Source organism: Paenibacillus aquistagni, from assembly GCF_900177815.1.
GTDB classification, from domain to species: domain Bacteria; phylum Bacillota; class Bacilli; order Paenibacillales; family Paenibacillaceae; genus Paenibacillus_B; species Paenibacillus_B aquistagni.
The window spans coordinates 1-25,553 of the sequence record NZ_FXAZ01000010.1 but is presented as its reverse complement, the minus strand read 5'-3'; the positions used below and the strand labels follow the sequence as shown (position 1 = coordinate 25,553).

Sequence of the window (25,553 nt, the reverse complement as noted above, 5' to 3'; positions counted from 1 at the left end):
TACAGCGAGCTCCTACTGACAAGCAAGGTCCTAACCGTAACCGAACCGCTCTATTCCACTCAGATGTATTAATGCGCGACTGCTTTGAAATAACGGTATACCCGCTCCAACTTCTCCTTCTGCTTGCCCTGTTTGCTTTCCATATTGCCAAACTCAAAAAACTTTACCTGCTTGATGCCCACATAACGAAAGAGCGCCTTCCTCATCAGCATCTTATGAGCATTGGCCAGCCAATAAAGCGGATAGAACGCTGGACCTTTCATGGAAGAAATACATACGGCTGATTTACCTTTCAGAAGCCCTTCTGGCAGCAATCCTCCATGATCACGATACGCAAAATTCGACGCAAATAGCTGATCAATATAGCCAAGCAGCATGGCAGGGGGCCTTCCCCACCAGATCGGATACACAAATACAAGCTTATCCGCCCATAGGATCTGTTCGCGGTATAAGGCAAGCTTCGGGTCAAGATGCATATCCCTTCTTCTCTTCTCCTCATTAAATACCAAAACGGGATCGAATCCCTCCTCGTAGAGATCAAGCACCTGAATCTCGGTAATATGCGCATTCTCCTGACTGCCTTGAATCACTTGTTGAAAAAAAGCATAGCTTAAGCTCTTATGATTCGGATGAGCAAGTACAGCCAACACCTTCATGCGAACACCTCATTTTATTATCATTTGATAACCAAATAGTAGCACACTTTATTTTTAATTGTCAATTGATAATTGTTTAATGATAATTAGTTTGTTATGGTTGCAGTATGAGGTGATAGCACAATGGACACAGCAGCCCTTTTTCAGCAATTTGTGGCCTTTACTACGGCTGTACATGAAGTGACTCATGAGCTTACTAAAGATGTGAAGCCAGATGATATTACACCTGTACAATACGGAATTTTGGAATATATCGCCGTGAGTCAGCCCGTTACCTTGAGCCAGATCAGCGATTGCAAGCATATTTCCATGCCCAATACGAGTCGAGAGCTCAAGAAGCTGACGGAGAAGCAATTATGTGAAAAGTTCGAGGTGGCAGAAGATCGCCGCAAGCAGCTTATCCGTCTCACTCCTGCTGGACAGTCGATGATGGATAACGCCTTCCAACAAATCGGAGAGCGCTTTAAGGAACGAATGAAGGACATCTCCCCTGAGGAGTTGGCGAGTATTGAGGAAGCCTTGATTCTGCTTCAATCAAAAGTCTTTTACGAACAATAAGCATGCAGCACAAAAAGGCACTCCCTTGGGAATAAGGGGTGCCTTGCTTATGTTTTAAGGCTAACCTAATGAAAAATGAGAATGTTTCTTTAGCGAATGATCTCTTACCGTCTCCTGTTTATTCTTCTATTCCTTTACTTTCATTGAACTGTTTTCTTTGCTGCAGCAGCATCCTGTACTGCTCGATGGCCCGCAGTCTTGCCTGCTTCAGATCAACGATGGCGTGTCCCTGCGGCTTATGAATCGCTTTGTCGGACAAATGAGCAAGCTTGGGAAGCCAGCGCCGGATATACGACCCGCTAGGATCATAGGTTTCGGACTGCCGCACGGGATTCATAACGCGAAAGTAAGGCGCTGCATCATAGCCTAGCGAGGAGCTCCATAGCCAGCCCCCGCGATTGAGCACATGATCATAATCAGCAAGCTTATCTCGGAAGTAAGCCTCGCCATGCATAAAGGGGCACAACAGCTGCTTAGTCAGAAACATCGCTGTTACCATGCGCAAGCGATTGGGCATTCGGCCAGTCATATTCAGCTCTGTCATGGCAGCATCTATGATCGGAATGCCTGTGTCAGCCTCGCTCCACCGAATAAAGGCAGAATCATCAAAGCTTGTCCAGTTGAACTGCTGCTCGTAGCTGAAGTAATCTGGATTGCGCAGGGCTTGATACAGGTAGAAGTCCCGCCATGCCAATTGTCTAAGCCAGCTCTCCACATGATGCCGAGCACCAAGCTGTGTTGCTGAGTTGTACCCTTGTCGGATCGAGATCGTCCCTGTATTGAAGAAACCGCTCATTTCACTAGTGTGGCTCCAGTTATATCGATCTCTTCCCTGTTCATAGTCTGGAAGCTTTTCTGTTAAAAAGATGTTTAGTCTCTCAAGTGGTTCCTCCTGTGAAAAAACCGAGTCAGCGTCGGATGTGGAATACAATACATCTTCGAGCCATGATGGCAGACGGAAAGCCTCTGTCACTTCAAGACCAGCCGCTATCGTCTTAAGGTCCGACAGGGCCGTTCTTCTAGGAGGCTCCGCAAATTGAGCCATAACCTGCTTCCATTTGTTATAGAAGGGCGTAAACACTTTGTAAGGCTGCTCACGATTAGCAGCATGATCCAGCACATCCGCATCAATCAGCATATGGTCCATGGCGGCAACCACTTCTAAGCCACATGCCTGTGCGGTATCCTGCAGCAATCGGTCGCGCTGCTTGGCATAAGGTGTTACATCCTGATGGTAGGCCACCTTCGCTAACGGATGGCAGGAAGCGAGCTTCAGCAGAACCTGATCAGGCGCCCCATAGAATACGTTTAAGGTTTGACGATGGCCTTGATATTGCTTCATCAGGCGCTGTACCTGCTTGAGAAAGAAGCGGCCGCTATGTTCGCGGACCCGACGCTCATCAATCAGCTTTGGGTCGAGCACCATTACATGCAGTCCGGGCATGTTCAGCTCTGCAAGGGTATCAAATCCAGTAAGATCAGTCGTACGCAAATCGCGTCGATGAAACCAAACGTACATCATCTATCTCCTTTCTACTTTTCAAAAGGCGTCAGTCGTATTCCGTATCTTGATCTAATGTTACACCTTTATGTGTCAATGGGCATTCTCATCAACTGCTGCTGCAACCTCATGATAAAAAATAACATAACAGTAACCGTTCGTAGATATGCATCATATAAAAAAGGACAGCAATCATCCATTCGTGGATTTACTGTCCCTGTTTATGAACCAATCACAGTCTGAACGATTCAATCCAGACCTCATTCGACATCATAACAAAACGATAAAGATAAGTCTATAAATTTCCCCCTCGCCATGCCACAATATCACTACAAGCCGTTGTTAACAAAGGGGGATTCATTATGCTTTCAGATCACCTAGTTGAATATCTTGACTCAATTCCATCCCTTCATGAAGTCACCAAGTGCGAACTTCTGCGTAAATGGACCTTATCAGAGGTATACCGAATAACACTCCAATCAGGCAGCACACTTATCCTCAAATGGGGTGGACAAGAAATGGCAGGGGAAGCCGACATTTACAGGAAGCTCATCACTCCTTTACAGATACATGCACCTCGCATCTATCATGTTGTCGAGCAGCAGCAGGGCTCACTCATGGTCATGGAGGATTGCGGGAGCTATAACCTGGAGCAGCAGCCGAGCGCCAATCAATTTCTGCAAGCAGCAAGCGAGTTAGCTAGAATCCGAGCCACCGCCTCGCTTAACTTGAATGACATTCCTACGAGTGTTATTCGTTCATACACCGTATCTGCGTCCGAATTTCTCAGTCTGTTGGATAAGCTTCTTCAATCACAGCATTTAGCGGGAAACAGTACACTGAAGCAATTGCGTATCCATTTGCCTGATCAACTAGACAAACTATACAGAACAATCCCGATCACCATTGTCCATCATGATTATCATGCTAAGAATCTCGTCATTCAAGACAATCGAGTAATGCCCATTGACTGGTCATCCGCCTATTTGAGCCCCCACCTTGGGGATTTATACTGCTTAACGACAGAGGCCAGCGCGCTTAGTCAGGTAACGCGAGAGGAGATTATCACCGCTTACCAGCACGAACTGGGTCAACATACATCCATGGAACAATTAGGTTGGCAGGTAGATATAGGAGGAATATGCTGGCTGATCAAAACACTAGCGTGGCTGGTAGATGGCGGCACGTCGATCATCCCTGGCTCAGAAGATTGGATACCTGACTTGATGAAGGATATGGAGCAACTCGCACAAAATATGAATTTATGAAATTACAGTTTGAATTTATATCTGAACTGTATAACAATTTTAAACTGATAATCATGATAACTCTAATCTTACAAGTATATTTAGTAAATTACATCTTGCATCACATAATTGTTGCGGAAAATACTAATAAAGTTTGCACGTTTAAACATGGTTAATTGTGGTAACATGTATGTAATTTACTTTCTTTTAAATAAACTCATTAGTAAGGATATTTTTTAACAAGAAGAAGTGTAGCTGGGCATGAACTAGGTCATGCTCTTGGTTTGCACGAAGAAAATAGTGTTGCTATTGCATTAATGAATCAAAATAGAAACCGAGAGACTATTTATACTCCTCAAACGGATGATATCAATGGTGTAAACGCAAGATATCCAAATTAATAGTAGGGAGGCATCCTCTTATGATGAATACAAGAAAATACGTTCTGTTCGGATTGATTGCAGTCCTGATTATTGGAGTAACAAGTTGGCTCATATACCAAAGCAAGAATCAATATGAACCCCAGACCTACAACGTTAACTCTTATCTAGATATGGCGCTTGGAGGCGATATTGAGAAGTCTGTAGGCTTTGCAAGAGATATTGTCTTCGGACACTATGTAAAACATGAGGAAGAATACCATATGGGCAGCGGTTATTGGGGAGACATCTATACATTTAAAGTTGAAGAGACGCTGCTGGGACATGCTCAAGATGAAATTCAAGTTCTCATCTCTCACTATCGCAAACTAAGTGAAACAATTGATGGACATTTATATGAGGCAGACGTTCCACTACCAGATTTCGTTAAGCCTGATATGAGCAAAAAATATATTGTTATGTTGGCTTACTTAAAAGATAGAAATAATTATAGCCCTGCTGTTGTACCGAATCATATAGAACTGGATGCCAATGACATAGCTACACTTAAGTTTAACCCCGAAACTACCGCTATTGAGAAAAATAAAAGAGGAGATCAAGTCATTTTCACATTGGAAAGCGCAGATATCTCACAGTTCGATAAAATAACGGGCTTATCCAAAGATCAAATCCTTCATGAAATCAAAAAAGAAATCGTGAAAAAGCAAGCAGCAGAACAATAAGAAAAGGAACAGGAAAAAGGACGATGCTCACTGGATGATTGCCCTTTTCATATATCCTTTTTCGCGGGGTATTTGCTTGAGCTGTGTCCGATTGGAATTCATCTCCAAGCAGAATATCATTTAACTTATCTGATAAAATACATACAATCCTTTTAATGTCGGAACCTATAGTTTGTAAAAGCAAGATAGCCAATGAATGATTGGGAGGCATCCTCTTATGATGAATACAAGAAAATACGTTCTGTTCGGGTTGATTGCAGTCCTGATTATTGGAGTGACAAGTTGGCTCATATTTCAAAGCAAGAATCAATATGAACCCAAAACCTACAATGTTAACTCTTATCAAGATATGGCGCTTGGGGGCGATATTGAGAAGTCTGTTGGCTTTGCAAGTGATATTGTCCTAGGACATTATAAAAGTCATGTTCGAAACGATCATGCAGGAAGTGGTTACTGGGGAGACATCTATACATTTCAAGTTGAAGAGACGCTGCTGGGACATGCTCAAGATGAAATTCAAGTTCTCATCTCTCACTATCGCAAACTAAGTGAAACGATTGATGGGCATTTGTATGAGGCAGATGTGCCACTGCCAAACTTCCTTAAGCCTGACATGAGCAAAAAATATATAATTATGTTAGGTTATTTAAAAGATAAAGATATTTACACCTCCGTTGTTGTGCCAAATCATATTGAGCTTGATGCCAATGATATGGCTACACTTAAGTTTAACCCCGAAACTACCGCTATTGAAAAAAATAAAAGAGGAGATCAAGTCATTTTCACATTGGAAAGTGCAGATATCTCACAGTTCGATAAAATAACGGGCTTATCCAAAGATCAAATCCTTCACGAAATCAAAAAAGAAATCGTGAAAAAGCAAGCAGCAGAACAATAAGAAAAGGAACAGGAAAAAGGACGATACCCGTTGGATTCTCGTCCTTTTCCTATTGTAGCCTTACTAATGCAGTTGTTCTCTCATAAATTGAATAATGAAGCAATCAAAATAAAGCCTGTTTATTCCTTGCCCGCAGCCACCCAAACTCCTCAAATCAATCAAGATTAAGCGTTAAAGACAAGCAGCTGTCGAGAAAGTCACGATAGTATGATACAAGCCCTATGGATTCATCCTATCAAACACTTATATTTTGCGAACCGCAAACCAAAGTTCGATATAGTTTAGACCATTTTTTGTCCCGTTCATTTCGAACTCCACTCCATCCACCTGCTCGTAGCCAGCCGTAGGGAGCCATTCGGTGTAAAAGCGGCGGTAAAGCGTTTCGATCGTATCTCCGAACTGCTCCCATTGATGCGGCTCCGACGGAAAGATCACCCACGTATACGCGGGAATCGTTACAGTGGTGTATCCGTCCGTGTTGCTGTTTTCTTCCTTGAATGCGCACAGCATGTAAGGAAACGTGTCCGGTCCTGTCTTCCTGTAGCTGCAAACCGCATTGACAGGGTATAGATCCTGGCTCACGAATGATGGCAAAACGCCTGCACGTGCTTCAAGCTGCTTCACGTCTCCGTTCGCATGACTCTGCTCCCAAAGCTTGGCTGGCGTTTGCGGTGCCTCCCCGTCTCCGTCCGTTCGGAAAATTCCTTCAATTCCAAATACTTCGAAACTTTCCTTCGTCTCAATCCGATAATTCATTGCATCTGCCCCTCTGATCGTGATAAGGAAGGACAGACGGGGGTAGGCTTTGAGTGCGATCCCGTCTTGACGAGCCATGGCCGGAGTGATCCCATGCAATGCATGGAACGCCCTCGCGAACGAGACAGGAGAGTCGTAACCATACTTAAGCGCGACATCAATTACCTTCGCCACTCCGCTATGCTGCAGCTCCAGCGCAGCAAGTGTCAGCCGTCTCCGCCGAATATACTCCGACAGCGTCACGTTCGTAATGAATGAGAACATTCGCTGGAAATGGTAAGACGAACAGCAGGCCATGCGAGCCGCCTCACTAAGCTCAATATCTCCGGTTAGGTTCTCCTCAATGTAGTCTATCGCCCTGTTCATCCGTTCCAACCACTCCATCTTATTCCCTCCTCTCGAGTTCAAGTATAGTCGGAGCAGAACATCGCTTCGCAACGATTTGTGCACGAAGAAGTTGCTTCCTCGGTTGTATTGAGCATACCGAATGAACATTAATATAGTTGTACATTTGAACCTTGGATGGCACTCGGAGGGCCTTGATGGGAGTGCAGCGCTGTTGTTTGCAAGCTATACATCGAGAAGCCCAAACAGGGCTGCAACAGCCCACCGCCCGGCAACCTGTCACAGCCCCCAAACCCGCGTCCGACGCAGCCTCTCAGCTTTTACTCTTCGCCCGTTGCCACCGGATTCTCCTCGTAGCTGACCCAATCACTCCAGCTGCCGGCATAGAGCTTCGCATGGGTATAGCCCGCTTGCCATAGCGAGAGCACGTTCGGGCAGGCGGTTACCCCTGAGCCGCAGTATACGATGATCTCCTTGGCATCGCCAATCAGGGCATCCCACTCTGGCTTCTGTTCCTCAGATGCCTTCCATTGTCCCGCTTCATTCAAGCTCATCATCCAGAAGCGATTAACCGCGCCGGGTATATGCCCTGCCTTCGGATCAATCGGCTCCAGCTCGCCCAGATAGCGCGGCAGCTCGCGTGAGTCTATTAGCCGTACACTCGGCTCGTGCAGCCGATCTCGGACCTCGTTCATCGTTACAACCAGCTCCGGTCGCAGCTTCACAGGGTAAGAACCCTCTATGTGAGCCCGCTTCTCCTCCACGGATTCATCACGAAGAGTTGGCTGATTCGCATCACCTTCTTCTACAGGGTAGCCTGCTTGCTTCCAGGCCCCATAGCCACCATCCAGAACATAGACCTTACCGCTATGCCCTACCCATTGCAACAGCCACCACATCCGGCTGGCCATAGAACCGCCTTGTTCGTCGTAGAGCACGATGGTGCTGTCCGGCGTTATGCCTGCCTCACTGAGCTTATTTGCAAAGAAAACGGGATCAGGCAGTGGATGGCGTCCTCCATGCTCCTCTACAGGAGAAGACAAATCCTCATTTAAGTCAAAGTATACCGCGCCGGGAAGATGACCTTCTTCAAACGCCTTTTTGCCGCGACTTGGCTCGCTCAGCCAGAATCTGCAATCAGCAATAGCGATGCGCTCACTTGCTCCTTGCTGTTGGAGCCGCTGTGCCAATTCCTTGCCTTCCATGATCCATGATCGTTGTGCTGTCATTCTCGTGTACCCCTTTCGATATCTAAGGTTTGATTCCACTAAATATATATGTAAATATTGAAATATAAAAAAGCATATAAGAACAAATTTTGTAAATTCGAGAATGGCATCTCATCGAGGATTGCATACACAATCTGATTACTTGTTCAACTTATGTCCAAACACCTAATCGATCACTTCGTAAAAAAGGTCATAGTACGATCCACGCCCAGCACTCTATGCTATGAGAAAAAGAACAGCGTTATCTCATCTATTGAAGTTAAGTAACATCAGATAACGTTTAGGACACAGTGCGGACTCCGTACCCAAGATGGCTCCGATGGGGACAACCCTTCTACTTTTTTAATCAGAGTAAGCGAAGCAGCTGCATCAAGGAGAGATCTTAGATATGAATCACATCGATACAAATACCACCTCGCCGATCACGATTCTTCTTCCCCTTCAAATTCATAGATTGTCCGAAGCGGATGCAATTGACATTACCCATTGGCGCTATGAACCGCCTTATGATGCTTATAATCTCCCGCACTGGGAGAAGTTGAAGGCAAGACGCCAATACTTTGCCGATGCGCTAACCCGCAAGGAGCAGTTCATGAGCATCTGTGATGCCAACGGCCTCATGATAGGATTTGTGCAATATGCGTGGAAGGAAGCATGCCTCCGAATCGGTCTTGGCATCAGACCTGATTGCACAGGACAAGGACTGAGCGCTCCCTTTATGGAGCTCGTGGTTCGCGAAGCTCGCCGCCGTGCACCATGGCAGGAGCTTGAGCTCCATGTTGCCACTTGGAACAAGCGTGCGATTCGGGCTTACAAGAAAGCCGGCTTTGTCGTTACAAGCACCCTGCAGCGGCGTATTGAAGGCCGCTATGAGCCCATTCATGCCATGTGCTATAGGCCTCATGCTCAGCACGGCCATGGATGAAGAGCGGTCCTCCATTGTGAGAGAACCGCTCTTTGTTGTGTTTACTTAGGTGCTCTTATGTAATTATCAGGCTACTATGCTTCTGAATCGAGGAGCTGTACGGTCGCAATCACCGTATTCTCTTTCATGATCTCAATATGATGGAACTTCGGATCATGCTGGAGGCTTCCGCTGCCGACGAACAGGATTTTCTCCTGGCCAAGTCCATAGAAGCAATCATCTGCTAGCGCTTCCAATACTTCGTGCTTCTCTTCCGTGCTCATCGCTTCCCAATCCGACGCTTCCATTTCAAAGAACGAATAGCAGTCCGGAATTTGAATCAACCCCGCCACCAAGTCCTGTAATATATCTTTATAAGGTCTCGTAAATGGCATTCCCATGGTTCTCACTCCTCAACTTCATGCCGTGTTTTATTCGTATTGTAGCATAATTTCTTGTTCATTCACCAACACGCAATTATTCCCGCTTCGTCTGAAGACGCTTTTCAACTAAAAATAATCCCGTAATATGCCGATATATAAGAACAGAATGCGCAATTGCAGGATTGATGTCAGCAGATGTCAATTCAACATGCAGGGAAGCACCATTATACTCATGGATGAGGTGGATGGAACGAATGGAGAAATCAACAGTTATTGGCCTAGTGCTAGGGATCGGCGCTGTCTTACTTGGGATGGTATTAAAGCATGCGCCGCTGACCAGCCTGATAAACCCGGCCGCCTTTATGATTATTATTGTGGGAACAATAGCCGCATTGTTTATGGCTTTTCCTATGAAGGAGCTTGCTAAGATTCCGAAGCTGTTCAAGATGATCTTCAAGCAGCAGAAGCTTGTCGATCGCGTACAGCTTATTCAATTATTTATGGAGTGGGCATCCATTACTCGTCGCGAGGGATTGCTCGCTTTGGAGTCTCGCATCGAGGAGATTGATGACGATTTCTTACGCGGCGGCATGCGAATGATCATCGACGGCAATGACCAAGACTTTGTCCGCGATGTGCTAATGGAAGATATTCATGCTACTGAAGATCGTCATCGTGCCGGTGCTCTTATTTTTACTCAAGCCGGTACATATGCACCCACACTAGGGGTTCTCGGTGCCGTTATCGGTCTTATTGCGGCACTCGGAGAAATGTCTGACATGGACGTTCTCGCACAAGCGATTGCAGCAGCCTTCGTTGCAACACTCCTAGGTATCTTTACAGGTTATGTCTTATGGCATCCGATCGCGAACAAACTGAAGCGGTTGTCTGCTAGTGAGATTCAAGTTCGCCTCATGATGGTTGAAGGTCTCTTATCCATTCAATCTGGAGTATCTACCGTTGCTATTAATCAGAAGCTCGCGGTATTCCTTACACCGAAGGAACGTACTCGATTGGATGATAGGGGGGAAGTAGAGAATGAGTAGCAAGAAGAGGAGAGAGCACCATGAGGAGCATGTGGATGAATCCTGGCTCGTTCCTTATGCCGATATCTTAACGCTGCTGCTCGCTCTTTTCATCGTGTTGTACGCCATGTCATCTGTTGATGCCCAGAAGTTCAAGTCGATGAGCGACGCCTTCCAAACGGTATTTCAGACGCAAAGCAGCAGCGGCGGAGCTGGTGTACTGGAGCATCCTGCCCTGCAGCCAACCACGGGTGAAGAATCCAAGCTGGCGGAGAAGGATTTCGAGTACGATTCAGCTGCCGATAAGCAGCAGGATCGTTACGCCCTGCAGGCGGAGAAGGAACAAGAGCAGCTTGAAGAGCTTCAGGGCCAGCTTAATGAATACATCGCCCAGAACGGATTGTCCGATCAGCTCAATACCAAGCTTAACCATTCGGAGCTGAAGCTTACGATTCATGACAGCGCCTTGTTTGCTTCAGGGAGCGCTAAGCTTAAAGAGGACTCCAAGCAGTTGGCTTATACGATTGGCGATATGATTAAGGAATATAAAGGCTATCAGATTGTCATTACGGGACATACTGACAATGTACCCATCAAGAACAGCAATTTTGAATCCAACTGGGACTTAAGCTCCGCTCGTGCCTTAAGCTTTATGAAGATCGTGCTTAAGCAATCTGGACTTGATCCTAAGCAGTTCCAAGCTGTAGGGATGGGTGAATATCACCCTGTCGCCTCCAATAAGACGGAGAAGGGGAAGGCGGCCAATCGCCGGGTAGAAGTATCGATTATTCGCAAGTATACGAGCAACAATAATTCGAACGAGGTTAAGGCCAACCCTAAGCCGTAGAACCTCTTGTCTGAAGCATATTCATGCAAGAATAAAGGGATCGACCCTAGCGAAGCGTTTGCTTCCTTGGACGATCCCTTTTCTCATGCTGCTATGCCGTTAACGTATGGAAATATATCCTTTTTCCTGCTCAATCTTCTCCTTAGATACATGTGCTGCTGGCAGCACAATCTTCACCTCGGTACCTACGTTAACCTCGCTTGAGATGAACAGATTACCGTGATGACTATCGATAATTCGATGGCAGACCATGAGTCCCAAGCCTGTACCATTCTCCTTATTGGTAAAGAACGGGTCTCCAAGCTTCGGCAGATTCTCCTGAGGGATGCCGATCCCCTGATCCTTGACTGTAATCGAAACTCCATCCTCGTTCACCGCATTCACCTTGATCTGGAGCGAGCCTCCGCTAGGCATAGCCTCGATCCCATTTTTAATCAGATTGATAAAGACCTGCTTCATCTGATTCTCTTCACATAGAATCATCGGCACAGCTCCATAAGCTGTCGTTACCTGCACATTATGCAAATGCGCCTCGCTGTTGAGCAGCGACACGACCTCATCTAGAATAGGACGGATATCCTTCTCTAGGAAGCGCACAGCTTGCGGCTTCGCTAAGATCAGGAATTCACTCACAATGAGATTGATGCGATCAAGCTCAGAGAGCATCATCGTCGTATGCTTAGGATTCACCTTCAGCGTGTGTGCCTGCAGCTGCACAAAGCCCTTAATTGTCGTGAGCGGGTTGCGAATCTCATGAGCTACACCTGCAGCCAGCTGGCCGACTGTTGTGAGCTTCTCAGATCGTCTCAGCAGCTCTTCCATGCGATTGCGCTGTGTGATGTCACGCGTAATTCCCGCCCAGCCAATACATTGCCCGCTCTCGTTATAGATAGGCGAGCGGCTCACACTGACCTCAATGCGCCGTCCATCCTTGGTTACACGTACGGTTTCCTTAACACCAACAAGCGCCTCTTCGCGATCATAGCTGGTACCCTCGCCATCTTCGGATGGTGCCTCAGGGTAGATCGGCAGCGGCTTGCCAATTAATTCGTGCTCCGTCCAGCCAAATAGCTGTACGAAGGACTCGTTCACCCGCTCAACCTTGCCATCAAGGTCGGTAACATGAATCGCATCCGAGGATTGATTAATAAACGATTCCAATTGATATTTCATTGCACGGTTCTCTTCGTATAACGTTCTTAGCCGTTCGGTCGATTCATGCAGATTCACACCCAGCATATTAATGCGCCGTGCGAGGAGCCCGAGCTCATCATTACGTGTAATTGTAAGGTTGGTATTGAACTGGCCAATGGCCATCATGCTGACTTTCTGCAAAATATACTGGATCGGACGAATGATCCACCCAGAGAAAATATAGCTGCCAATAATAACAATCTCCAGCAGAATAAAGCCGATTCCGATGTTGTTCAGCAGTTGTTCCTTCAGTGCAGCCTGCAAGGGTTCTGCATTCAGCACAATACCTAACACATAATGATTGTTGCCTTCTCGAAGCGGCATATAGCTCTTAATGATCTGCTCGTCATTAAACTTGAATTCCTTAAAGATCGGGATGCCCTCATAGGCGGCCTTCCCGACCATTTCCGAATCCTGATCATGGCGATAACGATACGTCCCATATAAGATGGGGCGATCCGGCACCTCAATAAGCTGGAATTCCGACTCATTCGCTGTTGCCATGGATTCATCGTTGAAGCGATCAGGCTGGTAGGCCGTAATCTCCAGCACATTTGCCTGTGAATGAAGAATCCGTTCAATAATTCGCTCCGGATTGGTCATTTGAAAGGAATTTTTGAACTTGGAATCCTTTATATAAGGGTTAATAATATAATCACGTTTGCCGTCATAATAATAACCCCATTTCATTCGATGAGAAGGGATGGAAGTAGACATCTCAATAGGACCCGACCAGAAATTTTTCATTTTTTGACCAATGGGGACCCATACCCGATTGTAGCTCAGCAGCTGTTCAAAAGCAGTATACCAATAACCCCATTCCTTGGTGGATAGACCAATTTCCCTTGGTTCTGTCGACTGCCTAATGACGATGTCCTGACCGTCTGTCGTCCTCTGCAGGAGCGACAGGTCGGAGATATTGAGCTCCCCGGTTATTTTGTAAAGGTCATAGGGAGTTATATCACTCAGCTTCGGAGGCAGCTTCTCCGCCGCGTATACCGATGCTGCGTACAATTGCTCGGCAAGCAGGTCTCCAATCGCCTGCTCAGCACGCTGTGCTTGAATCATCGAGATCGAGACCTGCTCTGAGATGATCTTTGCACGTTCCTCCATCTCGCTCATTAAGCGAGTGCGCATGGAATAATAATTGAAGATCATATGAGTGAGCAATACGACGAACATGATGATTGATATGGATAATGACAGCTTGCCCTTAATAGATAGTTTCATGATTCACCTCGCCGATATCGTCGTGGACACCAGCGCCCGTCCAACTTTATCACTAATGATCATATCATAAGAAAGCAAATTTTCTAATGCATTCATTACCAGCTGTACATATTTATAAAGGCTTGATGTCCTTGTCTTGAAAATAAATGGCGATTCCCCTAAAATAATATCGAAGTTATAAACAGGTTATGCACAAATTGTGATTAGTTATGGATAAAATGTGTATAAAGATGTGCACAAAAATAAAGTTATCCACAATTTTGTGCACAACATGTTAACAACGAATATTTGTTCGGAGAATAAACAAGGCGTTATTCCACAGCCATCTTCTCCAAACCCCGTACGTACAAACTCACTATTAAGGAGAAAAGCACAACATATGTTGAACAATCAAGAAGATGAACGACTGACATATACAGATGAAGATTGGATGCGTCTAGCGATAGCGGAGGCTAAAAAAGCGGAAGCGATCGGTGAGGTCCCGATTGGAGCCATTATCGTTAGGGGGCATGAAATTGTTGGCCGGGGCTACAATCTAAGAGAAAGCACGCTAGATTCCACTGCGCATGCGGAAATGATCGCTATTCGTGAAGCAAGCGGTCAACTTCAAGCGTGGAGACTTCTGGATTGCACGCTGTACGTAACACTAGAGCCATGTCCCATGTGCGCTGGGGCCCTTGTCCAATCTAGAGTACCGCGTGTGGTATACGGGACAAGAGACCCCAAGGCAGGCTGTGGGGGCACCCTCATGAATCTTCTTCAGGAGCCTCGCTTCAATCATCGAGCAGATGTCGTGGAAGGTGTACTGCAAGAAGAATGTGCAGAACTGCTCACATCCTTTTTCAGGCGTCTTCGAAACAAATCTTAAGACCCACTTCAGCAGGCTGTTATTCACAGGCTGCTTTTTTATTTGCTTGCTGCTTAAGCAAAAAATCCACAATAGCCCGATCGGTTTCTTCACTGATTCGCAATACATGCGGATCTGTCAACTTACTGCTGCTTAGAGCTGCTTCATACAGCTTAACCCGCAGTTCATCAATGCGTTGTGCGCCTTCTCTTGTCATACGATCACCTTTGCATCTCAATTTGTTGAATCCCATCATGCACATGCTCAAGCCTTATCATATATATCGGTTGTATTGGGATAATACGTTATCCCTGTAAAGCGCTTAAATTTTTGAGACAAAATAACATTTCCTCTAACAAACCTTGGAAAAGAAATTCTCCTTATTACAAAGATAACCTAATTTGGTTAAGAAAAAAAGACCTGTCTTTAGATGACAGGTCTTGATGTTATGTTATTATAACATATTTTTTCTATTCAATCGCGTCTAACTCTTCGTCATACTCGCTAAGATCATACATTGCTCCAAAGTAAGACTCCTGCAATTGCTCCATGGTAATCGTATCTGTTGGAATGCCGATCTTGAATTCAGCTTTTTCATTGATATTCGAAGTTGTTGTGTTGACATGAACCACAAGCTTCATTTGATCTGTCTCATCTTTGAAGTCTACGTTCCCGATAATCGTTTGATATACTGGGTAGCCGTCTTTGTTGATGGCAGTTGTCATGCTAAGCTCATTAACCGTAAGGGACTTCTTGATTTCCTCAAGGCCTTCTTTAAGCTCGCTGTCAGTTGCCGTCATTTCGGACTTCAGCTGATCAAGATCTGCTTGGTCGATTTGGAACAACTCTTTGTACTCATCCTTGGACATAAGATCGATAAGAGCTGGAAGCGCATCTTTGACGATCGTCGTTACAGCTTGATCGAAGTTATCCTTCGTAATCGCCACTTTAACCACTTGCTTCGCTTCAACGCCTTCAGGAAGGTTCGCATCCTTCACCGCAATCTCAGAGAAGTATGTCTTCTCGTCGAATTTGCCCATTACTTCTTTTAGGAACTCATTGCTGAACTTCTGAGTCTTCACAACATCAACGGTTGGGATAGGCTCGCCTGCTTGCTCAGCTAGCTCTTTCATATCCAAGACAAGGTACTTGTCAACAATATCTGCTGGAAGCCCGAGCATAGGGATGTTCGGAATTTTGTAGTACATCTTATCTGGTGTAATCACCATTGGCAAGGAGAAGCTGAACGCCATATCTCCCTTAAGAGCCACATTCAATGTAGCTTCAACTTGCATTGGATCAAGCTGTGCTACGCCATCGATTGTAAGCTCTGCATTTTTAAGCATATTGATAACCATGGCAACGCTAGGATCACCAAGATCCGCTCCGTCCATTTGCAGGTCATTCACTGTAATAGATGATTTGAAAGCATATGATTTCATTTCAGTCGACTTGATAAATGCACCTTCCAGCGCATTCTTAGGAGTCTCTTTAGCGCCGCAACCTGTCAATACAAGGACAAATGCCAGCAAGACTGCTAAAGAACCCGTTAACCACTTCTTACGCATGTTACACTCCCCTAACCAGTATTTTCTATTTAAACAAACATACCTATAAAGTCTAACCCAATTTCCTGCATTTGAAAATAGTTCATCTGGGTATATGTCATGAAAATGAAAAGAAAATTCACAACATTGTTCCTATTTGTACCCATAATATTCGACACAAATCAAGGATTTTTGTCGAATGCTGCTATAAATGCTTATAGAATGATTAAAATGTTAATAAAACAAGAAATTGTAACTTCATTGAAAATACTCATCGTCTTTACATTCATGCTGCAAAACCACTATTTCGATGTCGGACTTGAGCTTGTGTAGAATCCTAACTATATGCACATCAGAATGATTAATGAATATTCTTCTTCTTGAATCGTCCGCCCTTAACATCATGGATATTACCGATAGCAAGGAAAGCTTGCGGGTCATGCTCTTCCACAATAGACTTGAGCTTCGCTTCCTCTAGCCGCGTAATAATCGTAAAGATCACTTTCTTCTCATCACCCGAGAAGCCACCCTCACCGCTCATATACGTAACTCCACGTCCAAGGCGGCTTAACAGTGCATCCCCGATATCTTTATGATTATCGCTAATAATCCAGACCGATTTGGAGTCATTTAACCCCTCTATCGTAATATCAATCATCTTAAAGGCGATATAATAGGCAATTAAACTGTACATCGCTTTTTCAAAAGTGAATACAAAGCCTGCTACCAGCATGATAAACAGGTTGAAGAACATGACAATCTCACCAACAGAAAACGGCGTCTTTTTATTAAAAAGAATAGCGACGATCTCTGTCCCATCCAAGGAGCCCCCGAAGCGAATCACAATCCCTACCCCAATCCCAAGGATGACGCCGCCATAGACTACGGCCAAAAAGCTGTTTGTCACAAATGGCTCAACCGGATGGAGCATTATGGTTCCGACTGACATGACCACAATGCCTAGGAGCGTGGATAATGCAAACGTCTTGCCGATCTGCTTATACCCAATGATAAGAAAGGGTAGATTAAGTACAAGAAGAAAGACTCCAAGAGGAATGCCTGTAAGATGAGATAAAATAATGGAGATCCCAGCTATGCCTCCGTCCGTCATCTGGTTGGGTACTAAAAATAGCTCAAGGCCAACCGCCATTAACATTGCACCGATCGAGATAAAAATGACCCTTCGAATGATATCCGTCCAGTGCATGCCTTTGTGCTTGATGACTTTCGCACCGGTCATGATTGGCGTCTGTTCTACCTGTGCTGCTGCGCCTGAATGTTCTGACACCGTAATCACCTCGTCCTTCACTAAATAATCCATATGTACTTATTATACTGGATTCTTGCCCTGTATGCATGATTACGGCGCAGCGCACAAAGAACCCCGAGCATAAGCGAGAGGCATCGTGTGCTTCTTGCTGTTATGCATCGAGGTTGCATTCAAGTTAAGATGGGCTTAACCTTGAGGGTTATTATGGTCGACATGATTGCGATTCTTTACTTTCTTAGAGCCAGACAGCGGCTCCTGCACAGCAGCACCACGATCGTTGCCTGCATGATGCTGTTGACCATTGGCCTCAGCTTCTGGAACGGGTACAGCTCTTGGCTTGCTCATCATAGGCCTCCTTTCAGGTCTTTAACAACGCTATACCTTGTCTGATGCAGGATGATCATGATTCAGCGCATCTTGATGTCTGCGGTCATTATGATCCTGCTGAAGCTGCTGAGCATGGTGGCTGTTCACTGGTGCTTCTTCAAGATCAGCTGCTACGTTGCTAAGATTTTTGTCTACATTTCCTTTTGCACGTGTCATCTTGATGCTCCTCTCGCTTAGCATTAATGGGTTAAGTTCTGAAGTGCTTGCGCACACTCGTGGATATGGCGAATATAATTCTGCGTTAGCTCTTGGATTACTTCTGTACGCTCATCGATGTGGCGGCCGTCCTTCTCAACATCAACAAGCTTGACTTGCACCTCATGATGATCGACATAAGCACATTCGAAGTCGAACGAGTACGCTTGATGACCAGCTGCATCAATATGAATGCGAAGGCCTTGGGGAATAGCCTCATCCGCCATCACCGTTGCTCGGTCACTTGGATCCAGTGTAGTAGGCAAGGTCTGCTGCCAAGCCGCCACCAGTTGTGTCTGTTCAATTGATCGTTCAAACTCACTATGCATCTGCAAACACCTCCATTGGTCACAGTTACAGTGTGTGGACGTAGCAAGCCTTTTATACCTCGAAATGCAGCAAAAAACCACACTGTTATGAACAGTGTGGCTGAATGGTTTAAGTATGGCGGAGAGGATGGGATTCGAACCCATGTGGGCTTGCACCCTAACGGTTTTCAAGACCGCCCCGTTATGACCACTTCGGTACCTCTCCATATATTGATTGTAAGAACGAGTCGAACAATCAATATTATAGCACGCAGTTACTTTCATAGCAAGTCGTTTACTGCATCATTTTTTGGTGATAATCTCAAGTCCGCCCATATACGGGCGAAGCGCTTCTGGAACCACGATAGAGCCGTCTTCTTGCTGATAATTCTCAAGAATCGCAGCAACTGTACGGCCCACAGCCAGGCCAGAACCGTTCAGGGTATGCACGAATTCAGGCTTCGACTTCGTATCGCGGCGGAAGCGAATATTGGCACGGCGAGCCTGGAAGTCCTCGAAGTTGGAGCAGGAGGAAATCTCACGATAGGTGCCGCTGCTTGGCAGCCATACTTCAAGATCATACGTCTTGGCAGAGCTAAATCCAATATCGCCCGAGCATAAGGACATCACGCGATATGGCAGCTTCAGAAGCTGCAGAATGCGCTCTGCTTGCGCCGTAAGCGATTCAAGCTCATTGTAGGAGTCCTCAGGACGAACCATCTTCACAAGCTCAACCTTGTTGAATTGGTGCTGGCGAATCAACCCGCGTGTATCACGGCCTGCTGCACCTGCTTCAGAACGGAAGCATGCACTGAATGCCGCATAATAGCGAGGGAGCTCCTCTCCATTCAAGATCTCATCGCGGTGATAGTTGGTGATCGGAACCTCAGCAGTAGGAATCAGATAATATTCTGTATCCTTGAGCTTAAAGAGATCCTCTTCAAACTTCGGAAGCTGGCCTGTGCCGTACAAGCTGTCCTGATTGACGATGTATGGCGGCATCATTTCTTCATAGCCATGCTCATTCGTATGTACATCCAGCATGAAATTAATCAATGCACGCTCCAAACGAGCTCCTGCATTTTTATAGAATACAAATCTGGATCCCGTTACCTTGGCTGCACGCTCGAAATCGAGCATGTTCAAATCCGCGGCAAGATCCCAGTGCGCCTTCGGATCAAACGAAAATGTTGTCGGTTCATTCCACTTCCGAAGCTCGACATTCTCCTCTTCGGATAGTCCCACTGGAACAGAATCACTCGGCATGTTCGGAATGGACAGCATCAATTCATTAATGGACTGTTCCACTTCACGAATCTGCTCATCTAGCTCCTTGATGCGATCGCCAACTTGTCTCATCTCAGCGATAACATCATCTGCAGGCTCGCCAGCCTTTTTCAGCTTCGCCACTTCTTGCGACACTGTATTGCGGCGGTTCTTCAGCTGTTCAGTCTCCTGAAGCATCTCACGACGCTTCGCATCGAGTTCAGGGAACTCAGCAATCAACTCCGGAGATTTACCGCGATTCTTCAACGCTTGCTCCACACGCGCATAGTCTGTGCGCAAATATTTGACATCTAACAAAGGGATTCCCTCCTATGAAAAAACTTCTTTCGCGGCCATTCAAATATCATTGCCCACGATTAGAGGTAGGTTTTATCGCCAAATCGAAGCATTGTCCATGTTAGGCCTTAGACATTCGATTATGGTAACAAAAAGGGCTTGTCTCGCCCAACACTCATATCTTCTTATTATAAAGTGTGTGTCAAATAAAAACACCTTAACCCTACCCTAAAAAGGGAAACAAGGTCAAGGTGTTTTTTGCCAGTTCATTAGGCAGAGTCCAAGCGATACGCTGCAAACTAAATAAGCTTGCGCTTGCGCCGTTAAAGCCTTGTCAGTCGACTATACCGACAAACGCTTTTTCGACTCTTCTACCATCTCGATAAAATATTGATGAAGGCGCTTATCTTCCGTCAGCTCAGGATGGAAGGAACACGCTAGGAGATGACCCTGACGAGCCAGCACGATCTCGTCGTTCACCGTGCTAAGCACCTCTACATCGCCATGTACGGCCTCAATTAATGGAGCACGTATAAACACCGCAGTGACAGGCTCATCAATTCCTTTGACAGCCAGGCTTGCCTCAAAGCTCTCGCGTTGTCTGCCAAATGCATTGCGGCGCACCTCAATGTCCATAAGACCAAGATGCGGCTCCTCCTGTCCTTGGTTGCCTAAGATGTGCTTCGCCAAAATAATCAGGCCTGCACAAGTGCCAAACAAAGGTTTGCCTTGCTTCGCAAACATTTGGATGGGCTCGACAAATTGATACTTGCGCATCAGCTTGCCAATAGTTGTGCTCTCTCCACCTGGAATAACGAGGCCATCCAGATCATGAAGCTGTTCAGGCCACTTAATGGCCACAGCCTCCGCTCCAGCAGACTCAAGGCTTCGAATATGCTCTGCTACAGCTCCCTGCAGCGCTAATACACCTATCTTCATTGCTTATTACCCTTCTTTCTGGCACAATCGCGATAGATTACCAGCCGCGATCCTGCATGCGCTCGGATGGATCGAGCTTCGCAATATCGATACCCTTCATTGGCGTACCGAGGTTCTTCGATATTTGTGCAATGAGCGTGTAATCTGTATAGTGTGTCGTTGCTTCTACAATCGCTCTAGCGAACTTTTCAGGGCTGTCCGACTTAAAGATACCAGAACCAACAAAGACGCCGTCAGCGCCCAAATGCATCATCAAGGCAGCGTCTGCAGGAGTAGCGATACCGCCAGCTGCAAAGTTAACAACCGGAAGCTTGCCTGTCTCATGCACACCGATGAGGATATCGTAGGATACGCCAAGATTCTTTGCTTCAGCATAGAGCTCATCTTTAGACAAGTTCTGTACTTTGCGAATTTGGCTGTTAATAAGACGCATATGACGAACCGCTTCCACAATGTTGCCTGTTCCAGGCTCACCCTTAGTACGAAGCATTGCCGCACCTTCGCCAATACGACGGAGGGCTTCGCCAAGGTCTTTGGCGCCGCAAACGAATGGGATTGTGAACTCATTCTTGTCAATATGGTACACCTCATCCGCAGGTGTAAGTACTTCCGATTCATCAATGTAGTCTACGCCAAGGGATTCCAATACCTTTGCTTCAACATAATGGCCGATACGAGCTTTAGCCATTACGGGGATGCTGACAACCTTCATTACTTCTTCTACGATCGTCGGATCAGCCATACGAGCTACGCCGCCAGCTGCACGAATATCAGAAGGTACGCGCTCAAGCGCCATAACTGCTGTCGCACCTGCTGCTTCAGCAATCTTCGCTTGCTCTGCATTCATGACGTCCATGATGACGCCGCCCTTTTGCATTTCTGCCATACCACGTTTTACACGAGAAGTTCCTGTTTCCATTCTTGCCTGCCTCCTACCATCACATTCCTGATTGATCAGGTTAGCCTAAGATTTCGCCCTAATTGTACATGAAGCATGTCATATACACAACTGCTTTTGTCGGAATTGTGCGTTTTAGAACAAATCTCCAATGGATTTAAACAAATCCACGAAGAAATATTTGATTGCGCGGAAGAAGAGTCTCCACCATGAGCCCTTTTCCATATCTTCAGCCGCAACAAGATTGACGGTTTGCTTTTGTTCGCCGCCTTTAGCCTTGTACGTATACGTAACCGTACCGACCTTCTGTCCGCTCTTGATTGGAGCCACAAGCTCGTCCTCTGGGATAAGCTTTACTTCCTTCGTCAGATTGGAATCATCAAAGTTCGTTCCCTTGTCTGTAACGAAGCTGACATTGCTTTCAGTAACTGCAGCAATCTCAGTATCTACCCCTTTCTTGATCGGAGCAGTCTCATGCCCTTGAACGGCCTGCTTAGAGGCGACCGCTTGCTTGACTTCTACATTGCCAAATCCATAGTCCAGCAGCTTAGCCGTCTCGGTAAAACGCGCGCCTGTGGATTCTGTGCCCATTACAACGGAGATCAGGCGCATGTTATCACGCATTGCCGTTCCTGCGAAGCAGTACATCGCTTCATCCGTAAAGCCTGTCTTCATGCCATCAAGGCCTTGATAAGCATAGCGCTTGAAGCTTGGCACATCCTTATTCGCTTCTAGCATCCAGTTCAGGTTGACGATAGGGGATTGATCGCGCTCACGGAATTTATAATTTTGAATTGTAGTAAATTGGTTGAACTCAGGATGATCAACCACAATAGCACGGACCAGCTTTGCAACGTCTGTTGCCGACATAACGGTCTCTTCCTTGGATTGCGGCTTGAACTTGTCCGGCATATCATCGCGTCCCAAGCCTGTAGAATTAATAAAGTGAGCAGTCTCCATGCCAAGCTTCTTGGCTGTGTCATTCATGATCTTCACAAATTCCTGCTCTGAGCCTGCAATTTGCTCTGCAAGCGCCACGGTCGCATCATTGGCTGAGCCGATCGCCATCGCAATATACAGATCCTTGACGGTATGCTTGTCTCCTTGAGCCAAGAAAATACGAGAGCCCCCTGTCAAAGACGCGTTCTCGCTCGCGGTAACCTCTGTTTCCCAAGTAATCTCACCGCTCTTTACTTTCTCCATCACGATGTACTCGGACATCATCTTTGTCATACTTGCTGGAGGAAGCGCATTGTCAGCATTATAGTTGAAAACAATTTGCCCTGTGCTTGCTTCCATCAGAATCGCCGATTTGACATTAAGCCCTAAGGACTCTTTGGTCGGTCCGGCAGCATTCTGACCTGGTGCCGGCTTATTCTCCGTCGCCTTTTCCCCTTGCGCGACAAGAACTTGATCTCCCAAGGCTGCCACCATTCCCGCCGTTGGAAGTAATGCAAAAGATAATATTTGAACCGCAGTTACAAAGGCAACCGCGCGCTTCCATTTACGTTTGTTCGTCTTTCTAGTTGTATCGCTGTGTTTAAACACCTCGTCAACTCCTCTCCCATCTAATAAACCACATGAAGTTATTCTAACATAGCCCAGCAGACAAAAAAAAGACAAGGATACAATCCTTGTCTTTTACTGTCGAAAATATGGTAATTTGATGTACGCCAATTCTTCTTACAAGGAATAGTTTGGTGCTTCCTTCGTAATCTGTACATCATGCGGATGGCTTTCACGCAAGCCTGCACCAGAGATTTTCACAAAGTGTGTATCGTTTTGGAGCTGGTTCAAGTTGGAAGTGCCGCAATAGCCCATGCCTGCTTTCAAACCGCCAAGCAATTGATGAATCGTATCCGCCAATGGTCCTTTATAAGCAACACGGCCTTCAATGCCTTCTGGAACAAGCTTCTTCTCGTTGCTGCTCTCTTGGAAGTAACGATCTTTGGAACCATGCTTCATAGCGCCAAGGGAACCCATTCCGCGGTACACTTTGTAGCGACGGCCTTGGTAGATCTCAGAGTCTCCAGGGCTCTCTTCCGTACCTGCAAGCAAGCTGCCGAGCATAACCGCACTTGCGCCAGCTGCAATAGCCTTTGTAATGTCGCCAGAGTACTTGATGCCGCCATCTGCAATAACCGGAATGCCGTATTCACGTGCTGCTGTAGCACAATCGTATACCGCCGTGATTTGTGGAACACCGATACCCGCAATAACACGTGTCGTACAAATAGAACCTGGACCAATACCAACCTTAATGATCGAAGCGCCAGCTTCGATTAGGTCACGAGTTGCCTCCCCAGTAGCTACGTTACCCGCGATAATCGTCAACTCTGGATAGTTATTGCGAATCTCGCGCACCGCATTAATAATGTTGATATGGTGACCATGAGCGGAGTCAACGACGATGAGGTCTACTCCAGCTTCCACAAGGGCAGCTACGCGATCTGCTGTATCCTTAGAGATACCAACTGCAGCACCGCACAGCAAGCGTCCCTGCGCATCTTTGGCGGCGTTAGGATATTGAATCGCTTTTTCTATATCTTTAATAGTAATAAGACCTTTTAATGTATTATCGTCATCTACGAGAGGAAGCTTCTCAATCTTATGCTGTTGAAGAATAACTTCAGCTTCAGCAAGCGTTGTTCCCACAGCTGCTGTAACCAAATTCTCGTGTGTCATAACTTCCTTGATCTGGATGCTGAAGTCATGGACGAAGCGAAGGTCGCGGTTCGTCAGAATCCCTACCAGCTTTTGATCCTCATCAACGATAGGAACACCGGAAATACGGAATTTGCCCATCAGCTTGTCCGCTTCAGCAACGCTGTGCTCAGGTGACAAGGAGAATGGATTCGTGATAACGCCGCTCTCGGAGCGCTTAACACGATCGACTTCCTCTGCCTGCTGTTCGATCGGCATATTTTTATGAATAATACCTACGCCGCCTTCACGCGCAATCGCGATCGCCAAAGGTGCTTCTGTGACGGTATCCATACCTGCACTAATGATTGGAATATTAAGCTTTACATTTTTGCTTAATTGCGTCGAAACATCCGTTTCACGCGGCAATACACTGGATTTGCGAGGTACTAACAATACATCGTCAAATGTTAAACCCTCTTTAGCGAACTTAGACTCCCACACAAGAAGTTCCTCCCTTTACTTATCCATTCTTAAATTTCGTTATATCTGTCTAGTGAGCAAATACAAAATAAGCGATTTGTCTATTGAGCCCTGAATGATATTATGCCGATTTTAGCAAAGCCTATGAAGCGTGTCAAGGCTGTCCTTAAGGGAAAAGTGAGCCATTCTGCACATTCATACCATGCGCAGCGGAGCTTCATCTCATCCATGAATAGTTATGCATCATTTATTCAATATTGGGGTCCTACCATCTCCATAAGGATATGAAGATTCCTTGATTGTTATCCCCTTCATAACTAAGCAGTTTCAAGATACGAACTAAACCATCGTATATAACCATACACTTCACCAATTTGAATAAGATCGCCCGCATTCTGGTACTTAAAATAAAGATTCAATGAGTTCAGCACAGCAGCAAAAATAAGCGAGACATATGGAGGTATAAAGAAAAACCCACTGACTGTTGTCAGTGGGCAATTCTTGCTTGGCAACGTCCTACTCTCCCAGGACCCTGCGGTCCAAGTACCATCGGCGCTGAAAGGCTTAACGGTCGTGTTCGAGATGGGTACGCGTGGAA

General features: G+C 46.0%; 25 protein-coding genes, 1 tRNA gene, 1 rRNA gene and 1 pseudogene. 9 read left to right on the top strand and 19 right to left on the bottom strand.

Annotated elements, in window-relative coordinates; genetic code table 11:
* Positions 1-68: 68 nt before the first annotated feature.
* A complete protein-coding gene (locus B9Y93_RS22985) occupies positions 69-656 on the bottom strand; it encodes an NAD(P)H-dependent oxidoreductase (RefSeq protein WP_085498674.1) in 588 nt (195 codons plus the stop codon).
* A gap of 123 nt (positions 657-779) precedes the next feature.
* Here B9Y93_RS22985 and B9Y93_RS22980 point away from each other — a divergent pair, with 123 nt between their 5' ends.
* Positions 780-1,214: a MarR family winged helix-turn-helix transcriptional regulator gene (locus B9Y93_RS22980; protein WP_085498672.1), complete on the top strand. Its 435-nt coding sequence runs from the start codon at positions 780-782 to the stop codon at positions 1,212-1,214.
* Positions 1,215-1,332: 118 nt separating this feature from the next.
* On the opposite strand, the gene B9Y93_RS22975 is transcribed toward B9Y93_RS22980, so the two are convergent.
* On the bottom strand, positions 1,333-2,733 hold the full coding sequence (locus tag B9Y93_RS22975) for a cryptochrome/photolyase family protein (RefSeq protein WP_085498670.1): 1,401 nt from the start codon (positions 2,731-2,733) through the stop codon (positions 1,333-1,335).
* A 344-nt stretch (positions 2,734-3,077) separates the two neighbouring features.
* Here B9Y93_RS22975 and B9Y93_RS22970 point away from each other — a divergent pair, with 344 nt between their 5' ends.
* The 4 genes and pseudogenes from B9Y93_RS22970 (at position 3,078) to B9Y93_RS22955 (ending at position 5,962) form a co-directional block, all read left to right on the top strand.
* A complete protein-coding gene (locus tag B9Y93_RS22970) occupies positions 3,078-3,983 on the top strand; it encodes a phosphotransferase (RefSeq protein WP_085498668.1) in 906 nt (301 codons plus the stop codon).
* Between the two features lie 239 nt (positions 3,984-4,222).
* A pseudogene (locus tag B9Y93_RS25280) lies at positions 4,223-4,363 on the top strand (matrixin family metalloprotease); the annotation flags it as partial.
* A 20-nt stretch (positions 4,364-4,383) separates the two neighbouring features.
* A complete protein-coding gene (locus B9Y93_RS22960; RefSeq protein ID WP_085498665.1) occupies positions 4,384-5,064 on the top strand; it encodes a hypothetical protein in 681 nt (226 codons plus the stop codon).
* 217 nt (positions 5,065-5,281) lie between these two features.
* The gene (locus tag B9Y93_RS22955; protein ID WP_085498663.1) at positions 5,282-5,962 is read left to right on the top strand and encodes a hypothetical protein; all 681 of its coding nucleotides are present in this window, start codon (positions 5,282-5,284) and stop codon (positions 5,960-5,962) included.
* 243 nt (positions 5,963-6,205) lie between these two features.
* On the opposite strand, the gene B9Y93_RS22950 is transcribed toward B9Y93_RS22955, so the two are convergent.
* The gene (locus B9Y93_RS22950; RefSeq protein ID WP_085498661.1) at positions 6,206-7,102 is read right to left on the bottom strand and encodes an AraC family transcriptional regulator; all 897 of its coding nucleotides are present in this window, start codon (positions 7,100-7,102) and stop codon (positions 6,206-6,208) included.
* Positions 7,103-7,383: 281 nt separating this feature from the next.
* A complete protein-coding gene (locus tag B9Y93_RS22945) occupies positions 7,384-8,292 on the bottom strand; it encodes a sulfurtransferase (protein WP_425320365.1) in 909 nt (302 codons plus the stop codon).
* Between the two features lie 388 nt (positions 8,293-8,680).
* On the opposite strand from B9Y93_RS22945, the gene B9Y93_RS22940 reads away from it, so the two are divergent.
* Positions 8,681-9,217, top strand: coding sequence for a GNAT family N-acetyltransferase (locus B9Y93_RS22940; RefSeq protein WP_085498660.1), 537 nt, complete (start codon positions 8,681-8,683; stop codon positions 9,215-9,217).
* A 74-nt stretch (positions 9,218-9,291) separates the two neighbouring features.
* Here B9Y93_RS22940 and B9Y93_RS22935 read toward each other — a convergent pair whose 3' ends face one another.
* Positions 9,292-9,597: a hypothetical protein gene (locus B9Y93_RS22935; RefSeq protein WP_085498658.1), complete on the bottom strand. Its 306-nt coding sequence runs from the start codon at positions 9,595-9,597 to the stop codon at positions 9,292-9,294.
* A 236-nt stretch (positions 9,598-9,833) separates the two neighbouring features.
* Between B9Y93_RS22935 and motA the strand changes: the two genes are divergently transcribed.
* Together motA and B9Y93_RS22925 are read left to right on the top strand one after the other, a co-directional pair.
* Complete coding sequence (gene motA / locus B9Y93_RS22930) at positions 9,834-10,625, top strand: flagellar motor stator protein MotA (protein WP_085498657.1); 792 nt, start codon at positions 9,834-9,836, stop codon at positions 10,623-10,625.
* A complete protein-coding gene (locus B9Y93_RS22925) occupies positions 10,618-11,451 on the top strand; it encodes a flagellar motor protein MotB (RefSeq protein WP_085498655.1) in 834 nt (277 codons plus the stop codon). Before motA ends, B9Y93_RS22925 begins: the two co-directional genes overlap by 8 nt.
* Positions 11,452-11,550: 99 nt before the next feature.
* Here the strand turns inward: B9Y93_RS22925 and B9Y93_RS22920 are convergent, their stop codons facing one another.
* Positions 11,551-13,875 (bottom strand): ATP-binding protein, encoded by a 2,325-nt coding sequence (locus B9Y93_RS22920; protein WP_085498653.1) that lies wholly within the window; start codon positions 13,873-13,875, stop codon positions 11,551-11,553.
* Positions 13,876-14,254: 379 nt separating this feature from the next.
* On the opposite strand from B9Y93_RS22920, the gene tadA reads away from it, so the two are divergent.
* Complete coding sequence (tadA, locus tag B9Y93_RS22915) at positions 14,255-14,743, top strand: tRNA adenosine(34) deaminase TadA (RefSeq protein ID WP_085498652.1); 489 nt, start codon at positions 14,255-14,257, stop codon at positions 14,741-14,743.
* Positions 14,744-14,762: 19 nt separating this feature from the next.
* Here tadA and B9Y93_RS22910 read toward each other — a convergent pair whose 3' ends face one another.
* The 13 genes from B9Y93_RS22910 to rrf form a co-directional block, all read right to left on the bottom strand.
* The gene (locus B9Y93_RS22910; RefSeq protein WP_139829215.1) at positions 14,763-14,939 is read right to left on the bottom strand and encodes an aspartyl-phosphate phosphatase Spo0E family protein; all 177 of its coding nucleotides are present in this window, start codon (positions 14,937-14,939) and stop codon (positions 14,763-14,765) included.
* Between the two features lie 253 nt (positions 14,940-15,192).
* The gene (locus B9Y93_RS22905) at positions 15,193-16,290 is read right to left on the bottom strand and encodes a hypothetical protein (protein ID WP_085498648.1); all 1,098 of its coding nucleotides are present in this window, start codon (positions 16,288-16,290) and stop codon (positions 15,193-15,195) included.
* A gap of 340 nt (positions 16,291-16,630) precedes the next feature.
* Positions 16,631-17,476, bottom strand: a complete 846-nt coding sequence (locus B9Y93_RS22895; RefSeq protein ID WP_370739041.1) for a YitT family protein — start codon at positions 17,474-17,476, stop codon at positions 16,631-16,633.
* A 249-nt stretch (positions 17,477-17,725) separates the two neighbouring features.
* Positions 17,726-17,884, bottom strand: coding sequence for a small acid-soluble spore protein P (locus tag B9Y93_RS22890; protein ID WP_085498643.1), 159 nt, complete (start codon positions 17,882-17,884; stop codon positions 17,726-17,728).
* 30 nt (positions 17,885-17,914) lie between these two features.
* Complete coding sequence (locus B9Y93_RS24730; protein WP_170936664.1) at positions 17,915-18,082, bottom strand: hypothetical protein; 168 nt, start codon at positions 18,080-18,082, stop codon at positions 17,915-17,917.
* A 23-nt stretch (positions 18,083-18,105) separates the two neighbouring features.
* Entirely contained in the window at positions 18,106-18,450 is a 345-nt protein-coding gene (locus tag B9Y93_RS22885) for a hypothetical protein (protein ID WP_085498641.1), read from the bottom strand.
* Between the two features lie 116 nt (positions 18,451-18,566).
* Positions 18,567-18,655, bottom strand: a tRNA-Ser gene (locus tag B9Y93_RS22880).
* A 77-nt stretch (positions 18,656-18,732) separates the two neighbouring features.
* On the bottom strand, positions 18,733-20,013 hold the full coding sequence (gene serS, locus B9Y93_RS22875) for a serine--tRNA ligase (RefSeq protein ID WP_085498639.1): 1,281 nt from the start codon (positions 20,011-20,013) through the stop codon (positions 18,733-18,735).
* Between the two features lie 321 nt (positions 20,014-20,334).
* Positions 20,335-20,931, bottom strand: a complete 597-nt coding sequence (pdxT, locus tag B9Y93_RS22870; RefSeq protein ID WP_085498637.1) for a pyridoxal 5'-phosphate synthase glutaminase subunit PdxT — start codon at positions 20,929-20,931, stop codon at positions 20,335-20,337.
* Positions 20,932-20,968: 37 nt separating this feature from the next.
* Positions 20,969-21,850: a pyridoxal 5'-phosphate synthase lyase subunit PdxS gene (gene pdxS / locus B9Y93_RS22865; RefSeq protein ID WP_085498636.1), complete on the bottom strand. Its 882-nt coding sequence runs from the start codon at positions 21,848-21,850 to the stop codon at positions 20,969-20,971.
* Positions 21,851-21,964: 114 nt separating this feature from the next.
* Positions 21,965-23,377: a D-alanyl-D-alanine carboxypeptidase family protein gene (locus B9Y93_RS22860; protein ID WP_085498635.1), complete on the bottom strand. Its 1,413-nt coding sequence runs from the start codon at positions 23,375-23,377 to the stop codon at positions 21,965-21,967.
* 135 nt (positions 23,378-23,512) lie between these two features.
* Entirely contained in the window at positions 23,513-24,976 is a 1,464-nt protein-coding gene (gene guaB / locus B9Y93_RS22855; RefSeq protein ID WP_085498634.1) for an IMP dehydrogenase, read from the bottom strand.
* A 482-nt stretch (positions 24,977-25,458) separates the two neighbouring features.
* Positions 25,459-25,553, bottom strand: a 5S ribosomal RNA gene (gene rrf, locus B9Y93_RS22850); the annotation flags it as partial.

Excerpts from the sequence above, each read along its gene's own strand:
- B9Y93_RS22985 (WP_085498674.1), bottom strand. The coding sequence starts at position 656 with ATGAAGGTGTTGGCTGTACTTGCTCATCCGAATCATAAGAGCTTAAGC.
- B9Y93_RS22980 (WP_085498672.1), top strand. The coding sequence starts at position 780 with ATGGACACAGCAGCCCTTTTTCAGCAATTTGTGGCCTTTACTACGGCT.
- B9Y93_RS22975 (WP_085498670.1), bottom strand. The coding sequence starts at position 2,733 with ATGTACGTTTGGTTTCATCGACGCGATTTGCGTACGACTGATCTTACT.
- B9Y93_RS22970 (WP_085498668.1), top strand. The coding sequence starts at position 3,078 with ATGCTTTCAGATCACCTAGTTGAATATCTTGACTCAATTCCATCCCTT.
- B9Y93_RS22960 (WP_085498665.1), top strand. The coding sequence starts at position 4,384 with ATGATGAATACAAGAAAATACGTTCTGTTCGGATTGATTGCAGTCCTG.
- B9Y93_RS22955 (WP_085498663.1), top strand. The coding sequence starts at position 5,282 with ATGATGAATACAAGAAAATACGTTCTGTTCGGGTTGATTGCAGTCCTG.
- B9Y93_RS22950 (WP_085498661.1), bottom strand. The coding sequence starts at position 7,102 with ATGGAGTGGTTGGAACGGATGAACAGGGCGATAGACTACATTGAGGAG.
- B9Y93_RS22945 (WP_425320365.1), bottom strand. The coding sequence starts at position 8,292 with ATGACAGCACAACGATCATGGATCATGGAAGGCAAGGAATTGGCACAG.
- B9Y93_RS22940 (WP_085498660.1), top strand. The coding sequence starts at position 8,681 with ATGAATCACATCGATACAAATACCACCTCGCCGATCACGATTCTTCTT.
- B9Y93_RS22935 (WP_085498658.1), bottom strand. The coding sequence starts at position 9,597 with ATGGGAATGCCATTTACGAGACCTTATAAAGATATATTACAGGACTTG.
- motA (WP_085498657.1), top strand. The coding sequence starts at position 9,834 with ATGGAGAAATCAACAGTTATTGGCCTAGTGCTAGGGATCGGCGCTGTC.
- B9Y93_RS22925 (WP_085498655.1), top strand. The coding sequence starts at position 10,618 with ATGAGTAGCAAGAAGAGGAGAGAGCACCATGAGGAGCATGTGGATGAA.
- B9Y93_RS22920 (WP_085498653.1), bottom strand. The coding sequence starts at position 13,875 with ATGAAACTATCTATTAAGGGCAAGCTGTCATTATCCATATCAATCATC.
- tadA (WP_085498652.1), top strand. The coding sequence starts at position 14,255 with ATGTTGAACAATCAAGAAGATGAACGACTGACATATACAGATGAAGAT.
- B9Y93_RS22910 (WP_139829215.1), bottom strand. The coding sequence starts at position 14,939 with ATGACAAGAGAAGGCGCACAACGCATTGATGAACTGCGGGTTAAGCTG.
- B9Y93_RS22905 (WP_085498648.1), bottom strand. The coding sequence starts at position 16,290 with ATGCGTAAGAAGTGGTTAACGGGTTCTTTAGCAGTCTTGCTGGCATTT.
- B9Y93_RS22895 (WP_370739041.1), bottom strand. The coding sequence starts at position 17,476 with ATGCACTGGACGGATATCATTCGAAGGGTCATTTTTATCTCGATCGGT.
- B9Y93_RS22890 (WP_085498643.1), bottom strand. The coding sequence starts at position 17,884 with ATGAGCAAGCCAAGAGCTGTACCCGTTCCAGAAGCTGAGGCCAATGGT.
- B9Y93_RS24730 (WP_170936664.1), bottom strand. The coding sequence starts at position 18,082 with ATGACACGTGCAAAAGGAAATGTAGACAAAAATCTTAGCAACGTAGCA.
- B9Y93_RS22885 (WP_085498641.1), bottom strand. The coding sequence starts at position 18,450 with ATGCATAGTGAGTTTGAACGATCAATTGAACAGACACAACTGGTGGCG.
- pdxT (WP_085498637.1), bottom strand. The coding sequence starts at position 20,931 with ATGAAGATAGGTGTATTAGCGCTGCAGGGAGCTGTAGCAGAGCATATT.
- pdxS (WP_085498636.1), bottom strand. The coding sequence starts at position 21,850 with ATGGAAACAGGAACTTCTCGTGTAAAACGTGGTATGGCAGAAATGCAA.